General features: G+C 60.0%; 17 protein-coding genes and 1 pseudogene. 7 read left to right on the top strand and 11 right to left on the bottom strand.

Translation table 11 applies throughout. The features are described from left to right. Positions 1-21: 21 nt before the first annotated feature. From rpoZ to PBDP_RS29160, 3 genes are all read right to left on the bottom strand, one after another. Positions 22-285: a DNA-directed RNA polymerase subunit omega gene (gene rpoZ / locus PBDP_RS29170; protein ID WP_003177259.1), complete on the bottom strand. Its 264-nt coding sequence runs from the start codon at positions 283-285 to the stop codon at positions 22-24. A gap of 167 nt (positions 286-452) precedes the next feature. Then, positions 453-1,073, bottom strand: coding sequence for a guanylate kinase (gmk, locus tag PBDP_RS29165; protein ID WP_109752720.1), 621 nt, complete (start codon positions 1,071-1,073; stop codon positions 453-455). Positions 1,074-1,085: 12 nt separating this feature from the next. Next, positions 1,086-1,949 carry a YicC/YloC family endoribonuclease gene (locus PBDP_RS29160; protein ID WP_109752719.1) on the bottom strand — a complete coding sequence of 288 codons (864 nt, stop codon included), beginning with the start codon at positions 1,947-1,949 and terminating at the stop codon, positions 1,086-1,088. Between the two features lie 272 nt (positions 1,950-2,221). Between PBDP_RS29160 and rph the strand changes: the two genes are divergently transcribed. The 3 genes from rph to gltS all read left to right on the top strand — a co-directional run bounded on the left by rph (position 2,222) and on the right by gltS (position 4,913). Next, a complete protein-coding gene (gene rph / locus PBDP_RS29155; RefSeq protein WP_003177262.1) occupies positions 2,222-2,944 on the top strand; it encodes a ribonuclease PH in 723 nt (240 codons plus the stop codon). 30 nt (positions 2,945-2,974) lie between these two features. Then, positions 2,975-3,343, top strand: coding sequence for a DUF4870 domain-containing protein (locus PBDP_RS29150; RefSeq protein ID WP_109752718.1), 369 nt, complete (start codon positions 2,975-2,977; stop codon positions 3,341-3,343). A 361-nt stretch (positions 3,344-3,704) separates the two neighbouring features. Next, a complete protein-coding gene (gltS, locus tag PBDP_RS29145) occupies positions 3,705-4,913 on the top strand; it encodes a sodium/glutamate symporter (protein ID WP_109752716.1) in 1,209 nt (402 codons plus the stop codon). Between the two features lie 96 nt (positions 4,914-5,009). On the opposite strand, the gene crc is transcribed toward gltS, so the two are convergent. Then, positions 5,010-5,789, bottom strand: a complete 780-nt coding sequence (gene crc, locus PBDP_RS29140) for a catabolite repression control protein Crc (RefSeq protein WP_013694557.1) — start codon at positions 5,787-5,789, stop codon at positions 5,010-5,012. An 83-nt stretch (positions 5,790-5,872) separates the two neighbouring features. Here crc and pyrE point away from each other — a divergent pair, with 83 nt between their 5' ends. Continuing rightward, the gene (gene pyrE, locus PBDP_RS29135) at positions 5,873-6,517 is read left to right on the top strand and encodes an orotate phosphoribosyltransferase (protein WP_109752715.1); all 645 of its coding nucleotides are present in this window, start codon (positions 5,873-5,875) and stop codon (positions 6,515-6,517) included. A gap of 112 nt (positions 6,518-6,629) precedes the next feature. On the opposite strand, the gene argB is transcribed toward pyrE, so the two are convergent. The 4 genes and pseudogenes from argB to coaBC form a co-directional block, all read right to left on the bottom strand. Beyond that, entirely contained in the window at positions 6,630-7,535 is a 906-nt protein-coding gene (gene argB, locus PBDP_RS29130) for an acetylglutamate kinase (protein WP_003206871.1), read from the bottom strand. 27 nt (positions 7,536-7,562) lie between these two features. Continuing rightward, positions 7,563-8,966: pseudogene (locus PBDP_RS29125) on the bottom strand (phosphomannomutase/phosphoglucomutase); the annotation flags it as partial. A 251-nt stretch (positions 8,967-9,217) separates the two neighbouring features. Beyond that, the gene (dut, locus tag PBDP_RS29120) at positions 9,218-9,673 is read right to left on the bottom strand and encodes a dUTP diphosphatase (RefSeq protein WP_003206867.1); all 456 of its coding nucleotides are present in this window, start codon (positions 9,671-9,673) and stop codon (positions 9,218-9,220) included. Between the two features lie 5 nt (positions 9,674-9,678). After that, on the bottom strand, positions 9,679-10,887 hold the full coding sequence (coaBC, locus tag PBDP_RS29115) for a bifunctional phosphopantothenoylcysteine decarboxylase/phosphopantothenate--cysteine ligase CoaBC (RefSeq protein ID WP_212801619.1): 1,209 nt from the start codon (positions 10,885-10,887) through the stop codon (positions 9,679-9,681). 139 nt (positions 10,888-11,026) lie between these two features. On the opposite strand from coaBC, the gene radC reads away from it, so the two are divergent. After that, on the top strand, positions 11,027-11,701 hold the full coding sequence (radC, locus tag PBDP_RS29110; protein WP_109752712.1) for a RadC family protein: 675 nt from the start codon (positions 11,027-11,029) through the stop codon (positions 11,699-11,701). A 148-nt stretch (positions 11,702-11,849) separates the two neighbouring features. Here the strand turns inward: radC and PBDP_RS29105 are convergent, their stop codons facing one another. Next, a complete protein-coding gene (locus PBDP_RS29105; protein ID WP_109752711.1) occupies positions 11,850-13,436 on the bottom strand; it encodes an ABC transporter substrate-binding protein in 1,587 nt (528 codons plus the stop codon). 436 nt (positions 13,437-13,872) lie between these two features. On the opposite strand from PBDP_RS29105, the gene rpmB reads away from it, so the two are divergent. Together rpmB and rpmG are read left to right on the top strand one after the other, a co-directional pair. Then, positions 13,873-14,106, top strand: a complete 234-nt coding sequence (gene rpmB, locus PBDP_RS29100; protein WP_003177273.1) for a 50S ribosomal protein L28 — start codon at positions 13,873-13,875, stop codon at positions 14,104-14,106. An 11-nt stretch (positions 14,107-14,117) separates the two neighbouring features. Beyond that, positions 14,118-14,273 (top strand): 50S ribosomal protein L33, encoded by a 156-nt coding sequence (gene rpmG, locus PBDP_RS29095; protein WP_003177274.1) that lies wholly within the window; start codon positions 14,118-14,120, stop codon positions 14,271-14,273. 74 nt (positions 14,274-14,347) lie between these two features. On the opposite strand, the gene PBDP_RS29090 is transcribed toward rpmG, so the two are convergent. Then, the gene (locus PBDP_RS29090) at positions 14,348-14,602 is read right to left on the bottom strand and encodes a peptidase inhibitor (protein WP_232199874.1); all 255 of its coding nucleotides are present in this window, start codon (positions 14,600-14,602) and stop codon (positions 14,348-14,350) included. A 170-nt stretch (positions 14,603-14,772) separates the two neighbouring features. Beyond that, entirely contained in the window at positions 14,773-15,135 is a 363-nt protein-coding gene (locus tag PBDP_RS29085; protein ID WP_109752710.1) for a cupin domain-containing protein, read from the bottom strand. Between the last annotated feature and the right edge of the window lie 169 nt (positions 15,136-15,304).

The following is a 15,304-nucleotide window of genomic DNA, read 5'->3' as shown; positions in this document are numbered from 1 at the left end:
CTACGTCGACCAGGCATAGGCTTAGACCGCCTCGTTGGACTCGTCCTCGAACGCTGCGAACAGCGGTTCGTCTTCGACGATTTCAGCGTTGGCGATGAACTCGTAGCTCATCAGGCCTTCGGCGATTTCACGCAGCGCTACCACGGTAGGCTTGTCGTTTTCCCACTGGACCAACGGCTCTTTGCCACCGGTGGCCAGTTGACGGGCACGCTTGGTAGAGAGCATGACCAGCTCAAAGCGGTTTTCCACGTGTTCTAGGCAGTCTTCAACGGTTACGCGGGCCATGGTATTCCTCGGAGCGAATGCAATATGCGCGCTGCCCGGTTGGGCGAGCGGACTCGACAGTTTAAAAAAACACCAGCGTTTAGGGAAGCGCTGATTTTTTAACCAAACCCCTCGGCGCGCTGCGAGTACCAATGTAAAGCCGTCGCAGCGGTTTTGGGAAGGGCTGTTCAGCCCAGCAGTTCGGCCAATAGTTTGCCGAAACGTTGCTGTTGGCGTTTCTGCTGCAACTGGCTGGCGCGGAAAATCGCCTTCAGGTCGTCCAGTGCATGGGCGAAATCGTCGTTGATGATCAGGTAATCATAGTCGACGTAATGGCTCATTTCGCTGACCGCTTCGCGCATCCGGCCTTCGATGATTTCGTCACTGTCCTGGCCACGGTTGGTCAGGCGCTGGCGCAAGGCCTGCTGGCTCGGCGGGAGGATGAAGATCGAACGGGCCTGGGGCATCAGCTTGCGCACCTGCTCGGCGCCTTGCCAATCGATCTCCAGGATCAGGTCGTGGCCTTCGTCGAGGGTCTGCTGCAGATAGCTTTGCGAAGTGCCATAGAGGTTGCCGAAGACTTCGGCGCGCTCCAGGAAGTCGCCGTGCTCGGCCATCCTCACGAATTCTTCGCGATCGACGAAGTGATAATTCACGCCGTTGACTTCGCCCGGGCGCATGGCGCGGGTGGTGTGCGAGACCGAGACGCGGATCTGCGGCTCGGCATCGACCAGTGCCTTGACCAGGCTGGTCTTGCCGGCGCCCGAGGGCGCGGAAATGATGTAGAGAGTGCCGGTGCTGTGGGTCATGTCGGGTTAGCCTTACTCAATGTTCTGCACTTGTTCGCGCATTTGCTCGATCAACACCTTGAGGTTGACCGCAGCCTGGGTGCTGCGCGGGTCGAAGGCTTTGGAGCCCAGTGTATTGGCTTCGCGGTTGAGTTCCTGCATCAGGAAGTCCAGGCGGCGACCGGCCGCACCACCGGACTTGAGCACCCGGCGAACTTCGATGATGTGGGTGCTCAGGCGATCCAGTTCTTCGGCCACGTCGCTCTTTTGCGCGAGCATGACCATTTCCTGCTCCAGGCGCTGCGGATCCAGCTCGGCCTTCATGTCGGCGAAGCGATCGAGGACTTTCTGGCGCTGGGTAGCGAGCATCTGCGGGACCAGCTCGCGCAGGGTGCTGACGTCTTCCTCAATGGAGGTCAGGCGCTCGTTGATCAGCCGGGCCAGCTCCGCGCCTTCGCGCTCGCGACCGGCCTTGAGTTCCTTGAGCCCTTCATTGAACAGCGCCATCGCCTCGGCGTTCAGCGCTTGCGGGTCGCTCGCATCACCCACCAGCACGCCGGGCCAGGCGAGGACTTCCAGCGGATTCAGGGCCGCAGGGTTCTTGATCAGGCTGGCAACGGTTTCGGCTGCTGCGACCAGTTGCGCGGCGCGCTCGCGGTCCACTTGCAGGGCTTTGCCAGTGCTTTCTTCGGTGAAACGCAGGGTGCATTCCAGCTTGCCCCGGGACAGGCCCTGGCGCAGTGCCTCGCGCACGCCGCCTTCGAGGTCGCGAAAGGATTCAGGCAGGCGCAGGTGCGGCTCCAGGTAACGGCTGTTGACCGAGCGCAGTTCCCAGCTCAGCGTGCCTTGGACCCCGGCCTTTTCGACGCGGGCGAAGGCGGTCATGCTGTGCACCATGGAGGTTCCTCGCAATGCAGGCCGGCACGACGGTGGTCGTGGGCCTGGGATCTGTAAATAAAAGCCCAAGGGCAGCAAAGGCGCAGGATTGTAGCGCAGTGAGCCCCTGGCCCCAAACCGGGCATGTGACAAAGCGCTGCAACCCGTCGGGCGGGCCTTTGAGGGGCTTCGCTCGTGTCGGCTTTTAGAGCTGCGCTACGTTTAACTGCCCTATGACGGTTCACGGCTCTATAATGCTCGGCAGTTTTCCGTCCTCTGTACAGGTGTTCCCTATGAAACGTCCAAGTGGTCGCGCTGCCGATCAGCTTCGCTCGATCCGCATTACCCGCAACTACACCAAACACGCCGAGGGATCTGTACTGGTCGAATTCGGTGATACCAAGGTCATCTGCACCGTCAGCGTCGAAAACGGCGTGCCACGGTTCCTCAAGGGCCAGGGCCAGGGCTGGTTGACCGCCGAATACGGCATGCTGCCGCGCGCCACCGGCGAGCGGAACCAGCGCGAGGCCAGCCGTGGCAAGCAGGGCGGTCGTACCCTGGAAATCCAGCGCCTGATCGGCCGTTCGCTGCGCGCCGCGCTGGACATGTCCAAGTTGGGCGATGTGACGCTGTATGTCGATTGCGACGTGATCCAGGCTGACGGCGGTACGCGTACCGCGTCCATCACCGGGGCCATGGTCGCCCTGGTCGATGCCTTGAAAGTGATCAAGAAGCGCGGCGGCCTCAAGGGCGGCGACCCGCTCAAGCAAATGATCGCCGCCGTTTCCGTGGGTATGTACCAGGGTGAACCGGTGCTGGACCTGGATTACCTGGAAGATTCCGCCGCCGAGACCGACCTGAACGTGGTCATGACCAGTGCCGGCGGCTTCATCGAGGTTCAGGGCACCGCCGAGGGTGCACCGTTCCAGCCGGAAGAATTGAACGCTATGCTGGAGTTGGCGAAGAAAGGCATGAACGAGATCTTCGAACTGCAAAAAGCCGCGTTGGCTGACTGATCGATCCACGCTTCAGACAAGGAGAGTGTCATGAGTGATGAGCAAGTCCTGCTGCCCCAGCCGAGCAAAGAGGCGCGTCAATGGGCAATGTTTTGTCACCTGTCCGCCTTGTTGGGGATCTGGATTCCGTTCGGTACGCTGATCGGGCCGCTGGTGCTCTGGCAGCTCAAGCGCGAGTCCGACCCGTTCATCGACGCCCAGGGCAAGGAAGCGTTGAACTTCCAGATCACCGTTGCCATTGCTTCGGCGATCTGCCTGCTGCTGATGGTCGTGGTGATCGGCTTCTTCCTGTTCGGCCTGGTGGCCATCGGTGCGTTGGTGTTGACCATCATCGGTGGCGTGAAGGCCAATGAGGGGCAGCCGTATCGGTATCCGTTTACCTGGCGCTTGGTCAAATAACGATCAAGGCTTCGATTCAAGAACAATGCCCCGACTTATCGGGGCATTGTTTTTTATAAAAAATGTTTCTCTCCATATACGGCATCCAATTGCCTGGCGCGTTATCGTGCGCGTATATGTATTGCTCTTAAACTTTTAGTCACAACTCACGAAGTTCCAATGCGGTCCATGTGCTTGGCAATAGCGCTCGTCGATTGATAGAGTTGCCCCACGTTATATTCCCTCAGAAATATTTCGATATATTCAGACCATTGAAGGTCCTTGAATTCAAAGCCAATCAATGCTGAGGCAATCAACCTGTTCAAGCGGCGTGCCCAGGTAAAAAGTTCGCCCCTGAATATATACCCGAAGATAAACATTCATGTTTCAACTCGATTTCTATGGAACACTTGTCGCCGCCTCTTTAGTGCTGTTACTGGGGCGTGGGCTTGTTACGCGTGTTGGTTTTCTACGCGCCTACAATATCCCTGAGCCTGTGGCGGGTGGCCTGGTAGTTGCCTTGGCCCTGTTGGCTTTGCGGGGGCTTGAAGTTGAAGTTCGATTCGATACTTCACTGCAAACACCGTTGATGCTGGCGTTTTTTGCCACCATTGGCCTGAGTGCGGACTTCGCCAGCCTGAAGAAAGGCGGGCGGGTCGTGGGCATTTTCCTGTTAGCGGTTGTCGGGCTGCTGCTGGTCCAGAACGCCATGGGCATCGGGCTCGCAAAAGCGCTGGGGCTCGATCCGCTGATGGGGTTGCTGACAGGCTCGATCACCTTGTCGGGCGGTCACGGGACCGGCGCAGCGTGGGGGACGGTGTTCAGTGAGAAGTTCGGCCTGGCCTCCGCCTCCGAGTTGGCGATGGCTTCTGCGACGTTCGGCTTGGTGTTGGGTGGCTTGATCGGTGGTCCGGTCGCTCGCCTGCTCATCAAGCGTGTCCAGTCACCCGGCTGCCTTGAGCCAGAAAAGCCCCGGGTGCCCAAGGGCTTCGAGCAGCCGAACAAAGAGCGCTCGATCACGCCGTTTTCGTTCATCGAGACGCTCGCCCTGATCGCGGTCAGTCTGTTGGCCGGTACGCTCTTGAATGATCAGCTCCACGAAACGGCTTTCGAATTGCCGACGTTCGTTTGCGTCTTGTTCGTGGGAGTGGTCCTACGTAATGGGCTTTCGGCACTGGGCCTGTATCAAGTATTCGAGCGAGAAGTGTCCGTGCTCGGCAATGTCAGCCTGTCGCTGTTCCTGGCGATCGCCTTGATGTCACTCAAGTTGTGGGACCTGGCCTCACTGGCCTTGCCGATCTTTATTATCCTGGCGGCCCAGACATTGGTCATGGCGCTATTCGCGATTTTCGTGACGTTCAGGCTCATGGGCAGTCATTACGATGCCGCGGTATTGGCGGCAGGGCATTGTGGTTTCGGGTTGGGTGCCACGCCGACGGCCATCGCCAATATGCAGGCAGTGACGCAGCGCTACGGACCTTCGCAGATAGCGTTCCTGGTGGTGCCCATGGTGGGGGCGTTCTTCATCGATATCATTAACGTCATCGTCATCAAGTTGTACCTTGCCCTGCCGTTTTTTGCCGCGGCTTGATGTTCGACGCGTTAGCGTGCTCCATGAAAAATGCCCGTCTCTTGCGAAACGGGCATTTTCTTTAGGCAGTCGACCTGCGGGATGTCGCGGATAGACTTAGATGGTCAGGGTCCAGTCGTAATCCACGATCAGCGGCGCATGCTGCGAGAACCGTGGCTGGCGCGGCAGGCGGGCGCTGCGTACGAAACGGCGCAGCCCTGGCGTCAGCAACTGGTAGTCGAAACGCCAACCGAGGTTGAGCATCTCGGCCTGCTCGTTGTCCGGCCACCAGCTGTACTGATCACCTTCACGGCTGACTTCACGCAGGGCATCGACATAGCCCATGTTGCCAATGATCTCGTCCATCCAGGCCCGTTCCGGCGCCAGGAAGCCAGGAGATTGTTGGCTGTCGCGCCAGTTCTTGATATCCAGCTTCTGTTGCGCCACGTACAGCGAGCCACAATAAATGTACTCGCGACGTTTGCGCCGCTGTTTATCCAGGTAACGGGCGAAATCGTCCATCAACTTGAATTTCTGATTCAAATCTTCATCGCCGTTCTGCCCCGAAGGGAGCAGTAAGGTCGCGATGCTGACCTTGTCGAAATCGGCTTGCAGGTAGCGCCCGTAGCGGTCCGCCGTCTCGAAACCAAGACCGTTGATGACAGCCTTCGGTTGCAGCCGCGAGTACAAAGCCACGCCACCCTGGGCGGGGACTTCGGCATCGCAGGCATAAAGGAAGTAACCATCCAGTTGGAAGGCTGCATCGTCAAGTTCAAAGGCGGAGGCGCGGGTGTCCTGCAGGCAGATGACGTCGGCATTCTGTGCTTGCAGCCAACTGAGCAAACCACGCTCGACTGCAGCCTGAATACCATTGACGTTCACACTGATGATCCGCATAAATGGCCCCAAAAATCACGTGCGTGTATGATACACGGCGTGTACCTATTTAGCTAAATCCGCGGTATTTGAGGCTTTTTTTCATGCAGGCGTATCAGCGCGATTTCATTCGTTTTGCCATCGATCGCGGCGTTTTGCGCTTCGGTGAGTTCACCCTCAAGTCTGGGCGCACCAGCCCGTACTTCTTCAATGCTGGCCTGTTCAACACCGGTACAGCCCTGGCGCAGTTGGGCCGTTTCTATGCGGCGGCCATCGTCGAGAGCGGCATCCCGTTCGACGTGCTGTTCGGCCCGGCCTACAAAGGCATCCCGCTGGCCGCCACTACTGCCGTCGCCCTGGCCGAACACCACGGCCGTGACTTGCCTTGGTGCTTCAACCGCAAGGAAGCCAAGGCCCATGGCGAAGGCGGCAGCCTGGTGGGCGCGCCACTGACTGGCGAAGTATTGATCATCGACGACGTGATCACCGCCGGCACCGCGATCCGCGAAGTGATGCAGATCATCGGTTCCCAGGAAGGCGCCAAGGCCGCCGGCGTGCTGATCGCCCTGAACCGTCAGGAGCGCGGCAACGGTGAACTGTCGGCGATCCAGGAAGTGGAGCGCGACTTCGGCATCCCGGTGATCAGCATCGTGTCGCTGAACCAGGTGCTGGAGTTTTTGGCCGACGATCCGCAGCTCAAGCAGCATTTGCCGGCGGTTGAGGCTTATCGGGCGCAGTTCGGCGTCTAATAGACCTGCGCAATCTCCCTGTGGGAGCGAGCAAGCTCGCTCCCACAGGGAGGAAGGCAAAAAAAGACCCCGCTCAACCAGGTTGAACGGGGTCTTTTTTTACAGGAATCGCTTAAGGACGCTTGCGATTACTGATCAACGTACCCACGCCGGTATCAGTGAAGATTTCCAGCAGGATCGCATTCGGAACCCGACCGTCGATGATCAGCGAGCTGCCGACGCCGCCTTGTACCGCTTCCAGCGCGCAACGAATCTTGGGCAGCATGCCGCCGTAGATGGTGCCGTCGGCGATCAGGTCGTCAACCTGCTGGGTCGACAGCCCGGTCAGGACCTTGCCCGACTTGTCCATCAGGCCGGCGATGTTGGTCAGCAGCATCAGCTTTTCAGCTTTCAGCGCTTCGGCAACCTTGCCGGCCACCAGGTCAGCGTTGATGTTGTACGACTCACCGTTGGCGCCCACGCCGATTGGCGCGATGACCGGGATGAAATCGCCCTTGACCAGCAGGTTCAGCAGGTCGGTGTTGATGCCGACCACTTCGCCCACGTGACCGATGTCGATGATTTCCGGCTGGGTCATTTCCGGGGTCTGGCGGGTGACGGTGAGTTTTTTCGCCCGGATCAGCTCGGCGTCCTTCCCTGTCAGGCCAATGGCGCTGCCGCCGTGGCGGTTGATCAGGTTGACGATGTCCTTGTTGACCTGGCCGCCCAGGACCATTTCCACCACATCCATGGTCTGCGCGTCGGTGACGCGCATGCCATCGATGAAGTGGCTCTCGATCGACAGGCGCTTGAGCAGGTCACCGATCTGCGGGCCGCCGCCGTGTACGACCACCGGGTTGATGCCCACGGCCTTCATCAGCACGATGTCGCGGGCGAAGCCGGTTTTCAGCTCCTCGCTTTCCATCGCGTTGCCGCCGTATTTGATCACCAGGGTCTTGCCGACGTAGCGTCGGATATAAGGCAACGCTTCGGACAGGACCTTGGCGGTGTTGGCGGCGGCTTCGCGTTCGAGGGTCATTCAGGGCTCCGGTAGTGCTTCAAAAAATCAAAACGGTAGTTGGAGATCAGGTGCAACACGTTTGAGTTGGCTGTGGAACACATCCTTGATGCGCTGCAGTTCGGTTTCGTTGTCGGCCTCGAAACGCAGCACCAGCACCGGTGTGGTGTTGGATGCGCGAACCAGGCCCCAGCCGTGGGGATAGTCGACCCGCACACCGTCGATGGTGGTCAGTTCGGCGCCTTCGCCCCATTGAGCGTCGTGCAGTGCATCAATGATGCTGAATTTGCTCTCTTCGGTCACATGGATATTGATTTCTGGCGTAGAAATATCGTTCGGGAAGGTCGCGAACAGCTCTTCGGCCGTGGATTTCTCCTTGCTGAGGATTTCCAGCAGGCGCGCGGCGCTGTAGATACCGTCGTCGAAACCGAACCAGCGCTCCTTGAAGAAGATGTGGCCGCTCATTTCGCCGGCCAGCAGGGCGCCGCTTTGTTTCATTTTCTTCTTGATCAACGAATGACCGGTTTTCCACATCAATGGACGACCGCCATATTCCTTGATCAACGGCACCAGGCGACGGGTGCACTTAACGTCGAAGATGATTTCGGCGTTCGGATTGCGCGCCACCACGTCGCGAGCGAACAGCATCAGCAGGCGGTCGGGGAACACCACGCTGCCGGTATTGGTCACCACGCCCACGCGGTCGCCGTCACCGTCGAAGGCCAGGCCCAGGTCGGCGTTGGTTTCCTTGACCTTGGCGATCAGGTCTTCGAGGTTTTCCAGCTTGCCCGGGTCCGGGTGGTGGTTAGGGAAGTTGCCGTCCACGTCGCAGAACAGTGGGATGACTTCGCAGTTCAGGGCTTCGATCAGTTGCGGGGCGATCACGCCGGCCGCGCCGTTGCCGCAGTCGACCACCACTTTCAGGCGGCGGGCGAGTTTCACGTCCTTGACGATTTCGTCGTTGTAGCGCTCGAGGATATCGACTTTGGTGATGCTGCCCTGGCCGCTGCTCAGGTCGTTGGTCTTGAGGCGGGTGTGCAGGGCCTGGATCTGCTCGTTGGCGAGGGTGTCGCCGGCGATGACGATCTTGAAACCGTTGTAGTTCGACGGGTTGTGGCTGCCGGTGAGCATCACGCCGGATTTACCGGCCAGCACGTTGGCGGCGTAGTACAGCGCCGGGGTCGGCACCAGGCCCACGTCGCTGACGTGGCAGCCGCTGTCGGCAACGCCTTTGATCAGTTGTTCGACCAGCTCGGGGCCCGACAGACGGCCGTCACGGCCGACACACACGTTCGGTTCGCCCTGGGCCAGGCTCTGGGAGCCAATGGCGCGGCCGATCCAGTAGGCGGTTTCGGCGGTGAGGGTTTCCGGTACCACGCCACGGATGTCGTAGGCGCGGAAGATGCTTTCAGGGAAGATCGGGGCGATTGCGGCTGGGGTGTTCATGGGCGGGGCGCTCTATCAGGAAGGTGACTGGACAGGCCGACGATGGGCGTCGGCAGGCTCAAGCTGAAGGGTATGACGGCGTTTTTGACAGAGAGTTCGTGGTGGGAAAATGCCATGAGACAGCGTTACCCCGGTCTCGCTCGCCTAATACATTGATTCCGGGTGGGAAACCTAGCAGAAAGCCATTGCGCATTTTTTGTCCTGAAATAGAAGCTTAATAAACGGGCCGGGCAGGACGCCCGGCCTGAAACCGCCGGTCAATGGCTGCCGGAATGCCCGAAACCACCGGCACCGCGCTGGCTTTCGTCGAATTCTTCGACCAATTCGAAGTGGGCCTGGACCACCGGAACCAGCACCAACTGCGCGATGCGTTCGCCCACGGCAATGTTGAACGCCGTCTGGCCGCGGTTCCAGCACGAGACCATCAGTTCGCCCTGGTAATCGGAGTCGATCAGGCCTACCAGGTTGCCCAGTACGATGCCGTGCTTATGGCCCAGGCCCGAGCGTGGCAGGATCAGCGCGGCCAGGCCCGGGTCGCCGATATACACCGACAGGCCGGTAGGGATCAGCAGGGTCTGGCCCGGCTCCAGGATCGTGTCCTGCTTGAGCATGGCCCGTAGGTCGAGGCCGGCGGAGCCCGGTGTGGCGTATTGCGGCAGCGGGAATTCGTTGCCGATGCGTGGGTCGAGGATCTTGGCTTGTAGAGCGTGCATGAAAATTAAACCTGGTTCAGCCGTTCGGCGATAAAAGTGATCAGTTGGCGAGCGATCTTGCTCTTGCTGGTCTGGGCGAAAAGTGTGGCGTGCAACTGACGATCGATCACGCTGCAGGCGTTTTCTTCGCTGTTGAAGCCGATGCTCGGGTTGGCGACGTCGTTGGCGACGATCAAGTCCAGATTCTTGTCCTTGAGCTTGCGCGCGGCGTAATCGAGCAGGTGTTCGGTCTCGGCGGCGAAGCCGACGCTGAACGGGCGGTCGGGGCGGGTGGCGATGCTGGCCAGGATGTCCGGGTTGCGCACCATTTGTAGTAGCAGGCCGTCGCCGCTTGTAGGGTCTTTCTTCAATTTTTGCGGGGCGACTACTTCCGGGCGGTAGTCCGCTACCGCCGCCGAGGCGATGAACAGGTCGCACGGGATGGCTGCTTCGCAGGCGGCGAGCATGTCCCGGGCGCTGACCACGTCGATGCGGGTGACCCGGTCCGGCGTCGGCAAATGCACGGGGCCGGTGATCAGCGTTACCCGGGCGCCGGCTTCCACGGCGGCTTCGGCCAGGGCGAAGCCCATTTTTCCGGAGCTGTGGTTGGTGATGTAGCGCACCGGGTCGATGTTTTCCTGGGTCGGCCCGGCGGTGATCAGCACGTGCTTGCCGGTCAGGGCCTGGCGCTGGAAGCAGTCGGCGGCGCACTGGGCCAGGTCGGTGGCTTCAAGCATGCGGCCCATGCCGACATCGCCGCAGGCCTGGCTCCCGGAGGCCGGGCCGAAGACCTTCAGGGCGCGGCTTTCCAGCAATTGCAGGTTGGCCTGGGTAGCCGGGTCGCGCCACATGGCCTGGTTCATGGCCGGCGCGACGGCGACCACGGCGTCAGTGGCGAGCACCAGGGTGGTCAACAGGTCATCGGCGATGCCCTGGGCCAGGCGGGCGATCAGGTCGGCGGTAGCCGGGGCGATCAGCACCAGGTCGGCCCATTTGGCCAGTTCGATATGGCCCATGGCCGCCTCTGCCGCCGGGTCGAGCAAATCCAGGTGGACCGGGTGCCCGGACAGGGCCTGCATAGTCAGCGGGGTGATGAATTCAGCGCCGCCGCGGGTCATGACGACCCGTACTTCCGCGCCCTGGTCGATAAGCCTGCGAACCAGCTCGGCGCTCTTGTAGGCGGCAATGCCGCCGCCGACGCCCAGAACGATGCGTTTCCGATACAGCCGCTGCATAGGCCTGCCTTTCGATTTCAGTGGTCAGTGCGAGGCGACCCCCTTGGCCGCTGCCAGGGGCAAATCGCCTGCAAAAAAGATGGGCTACGATATCACAGCGACCGCTATGGAACAGCGGTGCCACAATCAGGGAGATGTCATGAGTATTCGGGATTGGCCGACGGCCGAGCGGCCGCGGGAGAGGTTATTGGAGTGGGGGGCGGCGAGTCTTTCGGATGCCGAGCTGTTGGCGATTTTCCTGCGCACGGGGGTGTCCGGGAAAAGTGCGGTGGACCTGGCGCGACATCTGCTGCATCAGTTCGGCGGCCTGCGGATTCTCCTGGAGGCCGATCTGCGCACCTTCAGCGCGCACCTGGGCCTGGGGCCGGCGAAGTTCGCGCAGTTGCAGGCTGTGCTCGAAATGGGCCGTCGGCATCTGGCCGAAAACCTGCGACGAGATTCTGTACTGGAAAGTCCGCTGGCAGTGCGGGACTACCTCAAGGCCATGCTGCGCCACGAGCCCCATGAGGTATTTGGATGTCTTTTCCTGGATTCCCGGCATCGGGTGCTGGCATATGAGGCATTGTTTCGCGGCTCCATCGACAGCGCCAGCGTCTATCCCCGGCAGGTGGTCAAGCGTGCCCTGGCCCATAACGCCGCTGCATTGATCCTGTGCCACAACCATCCCTCCGGCAATACCGAGCCCAGCCAGGCCGATCGGGTGCTCACTGAACGGCTTCAGGAGGCGCTGGAGCTGATCGATGTGCGGGTGCTCGACCACTTCATCGTTGGCGATGGGGAGCCGCTGTCGATGGCGGAGTATGGGTGGATGTAGGCCCGGTCAGGCTTGAATAATCCCTTGTAGGAGCAAAGCTTGCTCGCGATAGCGGTTTTACAGCCAACACAAGGGTTGTATGTGATGACGTCATCGCGAGCAAGCTTTGCTCCCACAGGCTCCCCCGGCGGGGCTCTGGGGGCCGGGGTTACTTGAGGCTGACTTTGGAGTAATCCTGCCGCCCAAACGGGCTGACCGCATAACCCTGCACATCCTTGCGGGTCAACGCGAACGCGGTTGGGTGGGCCAGCGGCAGCCACAGGGCCTGTTGCTGGATCTGCGCCTGTGCCTGTTCGTAGAGCTTGGCACGCACACCCTGTTCGCCGGTGGTCTTGCCGGCGCTGATCAGTTTGTCCAGGTCCGGGTTGCAGTAGCGGGCGAAGTTGGTCCCGGACTTGACCGCTGCGCAGGAAAACTGCGGTGTGAGGAAGTTGTCCGGGTCGCCGTTGTCGCCCGCCCAGCCCATGAACAGCAGGTCATGTTCGCCGGCTTTGGCGCGGCGGATCAGTTCGCCCCATTCGATCACGCGGATTTCGGCCTGGATGCCAATTTCCGCCAGGTCGGACTGCAGCAGTTGCGCGCCGACGCTGGGGTTGGGGTTCAGCAGGCTGCCGGATGGACGAGTCCAGATGGTGGTCTGGAAACCCTCCTTCAAACCGGCCTTGGCCAGCAATTCACGAGCCTTGGCTGGGTCATGGGTGTAGCCCGGCAGGCTCTTGGCATAGCTCCAGGTGTTCGGCGGGTAGGGGCCATTGGCGGCTTCGGCGGTGCCTTCGAAGACAGTCTTGAGGTAGCTGGCCTTGTCGAATGCCAGGTTGATGGCTTGACGCACCTCAGGTTTGTCCAGCGGCGGATGCTGGCTGTTGATGGCCACGAACGCGGTCATGAAGGCGTCGGTCTGGGCCACGCTCAGCGTGGGCTCCTGGCGGGCGGCCTGTACATCCAGTGGCTTGGGTGACAAGGCGATCTGGCATTCATTGCGCCGCAGTTTCTGCAGGCGCACGTTGGCATCCGGCGTGATCGCGAAAACCAGCGGGTCCACTTGGGGCTTGCCGCCAAAATAATCAGCGTTGGCCTTGTAGCGAATTGAGGCGTCTTTCTGGAATCGGTTGAAAATGAATGGGCCGGTACCGATCGGTTGGCTGTTGAGTTTTTCCGGTGTGCCGGCCTTGAGCAACTGATCGGCGTATTCGGCCGAATAGATGGAGGCAAAGCCCATGCTCAACGTCGCCAGGAAGGTCGAATCCGCGTGATCGAGGGTGAAGCGAACGGTCAACGGGTCCAGTGCGTCGATTTTCTTGATCAGAGCGGGTAGCTGCATGGACTGGGCGTGGGGGAAACCACTCTGCGCAACCTTGTGCCAAGGATTCGCCGGGTCGAGCATGCGTTCGAAGCTGAATTTCACATCTTCGGCGGTCAGGTCGCGGCGCGGCGTGAAGTACTCGGTACGATGGAACTTGACCTGTGGGCGTAGCTTGAACAGGTAGGTCAGGCCGTCGGTCGAGACTTCCCAGTGCTCGGCCAGGCTGGGGACCACCTTGCCGCTGGCGGTGTCGAAATCCACCAGGCGGTTCATCAGCACGTCGGCAGAGGCGTTGGTAGTCGTCAGGGAGTTGTACTGGACGACATCGAACCCTTCCGGGCTGGCTTCGGTGCAGACGCTCAGGGCGGCGGCCAAGGCCTGCGGGGTAATCAGCAGAGGGGCGAGCAACAATGGTAGGGCAGCGAGGCGCATGGTCGGTTTCCTGTGCAAGTCGAAGGCCCATCTGCGAGTGCAGTCTGGAAAAGGCCTACCCTAGTGGGCTCGTCGCTAAATGACTATCCCCTTTTTGCATTTTCCGGCACTCTGCGCCGGCGCGTTGATGGCTCAAAACCGTCGCGGGTGAAAAAAACCTGCGCGCAGCGACGAGTGGTAACGGGCCGCGCCGGCCTTTACTCCAGCCGTCCGGGGCGGTTGCTCGAGCATTCCCGGTGAAGACAAATCACATCGGCTGTTGTTGCGCTGTGGTCTTTCTGGTATAAAGCAGCGCTCTTTTCTAGGGGCCCGGTTCCTTCACTGTAGGTGTAGCCGGTAAGACCCTTAAAGAAACGCGGCGCCTGGCGCCAAATGACTGAGAGATTAAGCGGCCAACCCATGCCGGGTTGGGCATGTGGTTTTAGAGGGCTGAGGCATGTCGAGAGTCTGTCAAGTTACCGGTAAGGGTCCGGTGACTGGGAATAACATTTCCCACGCAAACAACAAAACCCGTCGTCGTTTCCTGCCGAACCTGCAGCATCACCGCTTCTGGGTTGAAGAAGAGAAACGTTTTGTGCGTCTGCGCGTATCTGCCAAGGGCATGCGCATCATCGACAAGCGTGGCATCAGTGTCGTGCTGGCCGAACTTCGTCGCGATGGCAAGGTTTAAGGGAGCTAATCATGCGTGAATTGATTCGTTTGATCTCGAGCGCCGGTACTGGTCACTTCTACACTACCGACAAGAACAAGCGTACTACCCCGGACAAAATCGAGATCAAGAAATATGATCCGGTTGTTCGCAAGCACGTGATCTACAAGGAAGGCAAAATCAAGTAATTGATTTTTCCCTTCTTACGAAAAAGGCCCGTATCGCGAGATACGGGCCTTTTTTGTTGTGCGTGTGAAGTCGATCAGCCGCAGTTGATGCTCACAATGATCCTGTCGGCATTGGTGTGCAGGTTGATGCGTCGCGGGCGCAGATCCCAGCTCGTAGGATACTTCGGGCCCGTGGCGCGCACGGGAGCCCCATTGGCCAGGGCGCGAACTTCTTCAAGCAGTTCAGGGGTGCATTTTTGGCCGATGGTGTATTGGGCGATGGCGAGATCGCATTGATCGGTCGGCATGGGAATGACGACGGTGTCGCCTTGATCGGGTAAGACGGGCATGTTGCCTCCTTGCAAATAGTCATAGAGTTGGGGCGCTCACCTGTCGGCTCGGCCGCACGTCCTGTGCGTTGCCGTTGTGACGATAAAATGCGTGGCGCCCGGGGGGCAGTTTCATCTGCAGTGGTGGTCACCGACCAGCGAAAGAGTGTCAGCGGCTTTTTCAGCGGGGCTCAAGCCTTCTGCTCGAAGACCACATAGATCTTGCGGCACGGCTCCAGCACTTCCCAGGTGCCCTTGAACCCCGCTGGAATGACAAAACGGTCGCCGGCCCGCAAGGTCTTGGCATTGCCATCGTCGTCGCGCAGCACGGAAACGCCCTGGACGATCTCGCAATATTCATGCTCGGTGTAGTTGACCATCCACTGACCGACGGCGCCTTCCCATACGCCCGCATTCATTTGCCCGCAGGGGCTGCTGTAGTGGTTGAACACGGTTTGTTCGGGATCGCCCTTGAACACCTTGGCCGCGTCCGGGCGATAGCGTTCGGCAGGGGTATTGGCCTGGCTGAAATCGACGATGTCCTGAATGCTCATACGGTAGATCCCGGTGATGGCTTGGAAGGTTTCGAGTCTATGTTTATTAAAACGAACATCGCAAGGCCGTTTACCGGCGTTATGTCAAATATATTGAAACATGACCAGCCGCTGGTTTAGGGTGGCGGGTGCCCTGTGCCGAAGATAGCGCCGAAAACAGCGCGGGAAA

Source organism: Pseudomonas sp. St290, assembly GCF_018325805.1.
In the GTDB taxonomy this organism is placed as follows: Bacteria; Pseudomonadota; Gammaproteobacteria; order Pseudomonadales; family Pseudomonadaceae; genus Aquipseudomonas; species Aquipseudomonas bijieensis.
Note: the sequence above shows the minus strand (reverse complement) of the source record. Positions and strands in the feature narration are given on the sequence as shown.

Coding starts and splice junctions, on each gene's coding strand:
- gltS (WP_109752716.1), top strand. CDS start 3,705: ATGTTTCAACTCGATTTCTATGGAACACTTGTCGCCGCCTCTTTAGTG.
- argB (WP_003206871.1), bottom strand. CDS start 7,535: ATGACCCTCGAACGCGAAGCCGCCGCCAACACCGCCAAGGTCCTGTCC.
- pyrE (WP_109752715.1), top strand. CDS start 5,873: ATGCAGGCGTATCAGCGCGATTTCATTCGTTTTGCCATCGATCGCGGC.
- PBDP_RS29105 (WP_109752711.1), bottom strand. CDS start 13,436: ATGCGCCTCGCTGCCCTACCATTGTTGCTCGCCCCTCTGCTGATTACC.
- dut (WP_003206867.1), bottom strand. CDS start 9,673: ATGCACGCTCTACAAGCCAAGATCCTCGACCCACGCATCGGCAACGAA.
- radC (WP_109752712.1), top strand. CDS start 11,027: ATGAGTATTCGGGATTGGCCGACGGCCGAGCGGCCGCGGGAGAGGTTA.
- PBDP_RS29150 (WP_109752718.1), top strand. CDS start 2,975: ATGAGTGATGAGCAAGTCCTGCTGCCCCAGCCGAGCAAAGAGGCGCGT.
- rpoZ (WP_003177259.1), bottom strand. CDS start 285: ATGGCCCGCGTAACCGTTGAAGACTGCCTAGAACACGTGGAAAACCGC.
- coaBC (WP_212801619.1), bottom strand. CDS start 10,887: ATGCAGCGGCTGTATCGGAAACGCATCGTTCTGGGCGTCGGCGGCGGC.
- rpmB (WP_003177273.1), top strand. CDS start 13,873: ATGTCGAGAGTCTGTCAAGTTACCGGTAAGGGTCCGGTGACTGGGAAT.
- PBDP_RS29090 (WP_232199874.1), bottom strand. CDS start 14,602: ATGCCCGTCTTACCCGATCAAGGCGACACCGTCGTCATTCCCATGCCG.
- PBDP_RS29160 (WP_109752719.1), bottom strand. CDS start 1,949: ATGGTGCACAGCATGACCGCCTTCGCCCGCGTCGAAAAGGCCGGGGTC.
- gmk (WP_109752720.1), bottom strand. CDS start 1,073: ATGACCCACAGCACCGGCACTCTCTACATCATTTCCGCGCCCTCGGGC.
- crc (WP_013694557.1), bottom strand. CDS start 5,789: ATGCGGATCATCAGTGTGAACGTCAATGGTATTCAGGCTGCAGTCGAG.
- rph (WP_003177262.1), top strand. CDS start 2,222: ATGAAACGTCCAAGTGGTCGCGCTGCCGATCAGCTTCGCTCGATCCGC.
- PBDP_RS29085 (WP_109752710.1), bottom strand. CDS start 15,135: ATGAGCATTCAGGACATCGTCGATTTCAGCCAGGCCAATACCCCTGCC.
- rpmG (WP_003177274.1), top strand. CDS start 14,118: ATGCGTGAATTGATTCGTTTGATCTCGAGCGCCGGTACTGGTCACTTC.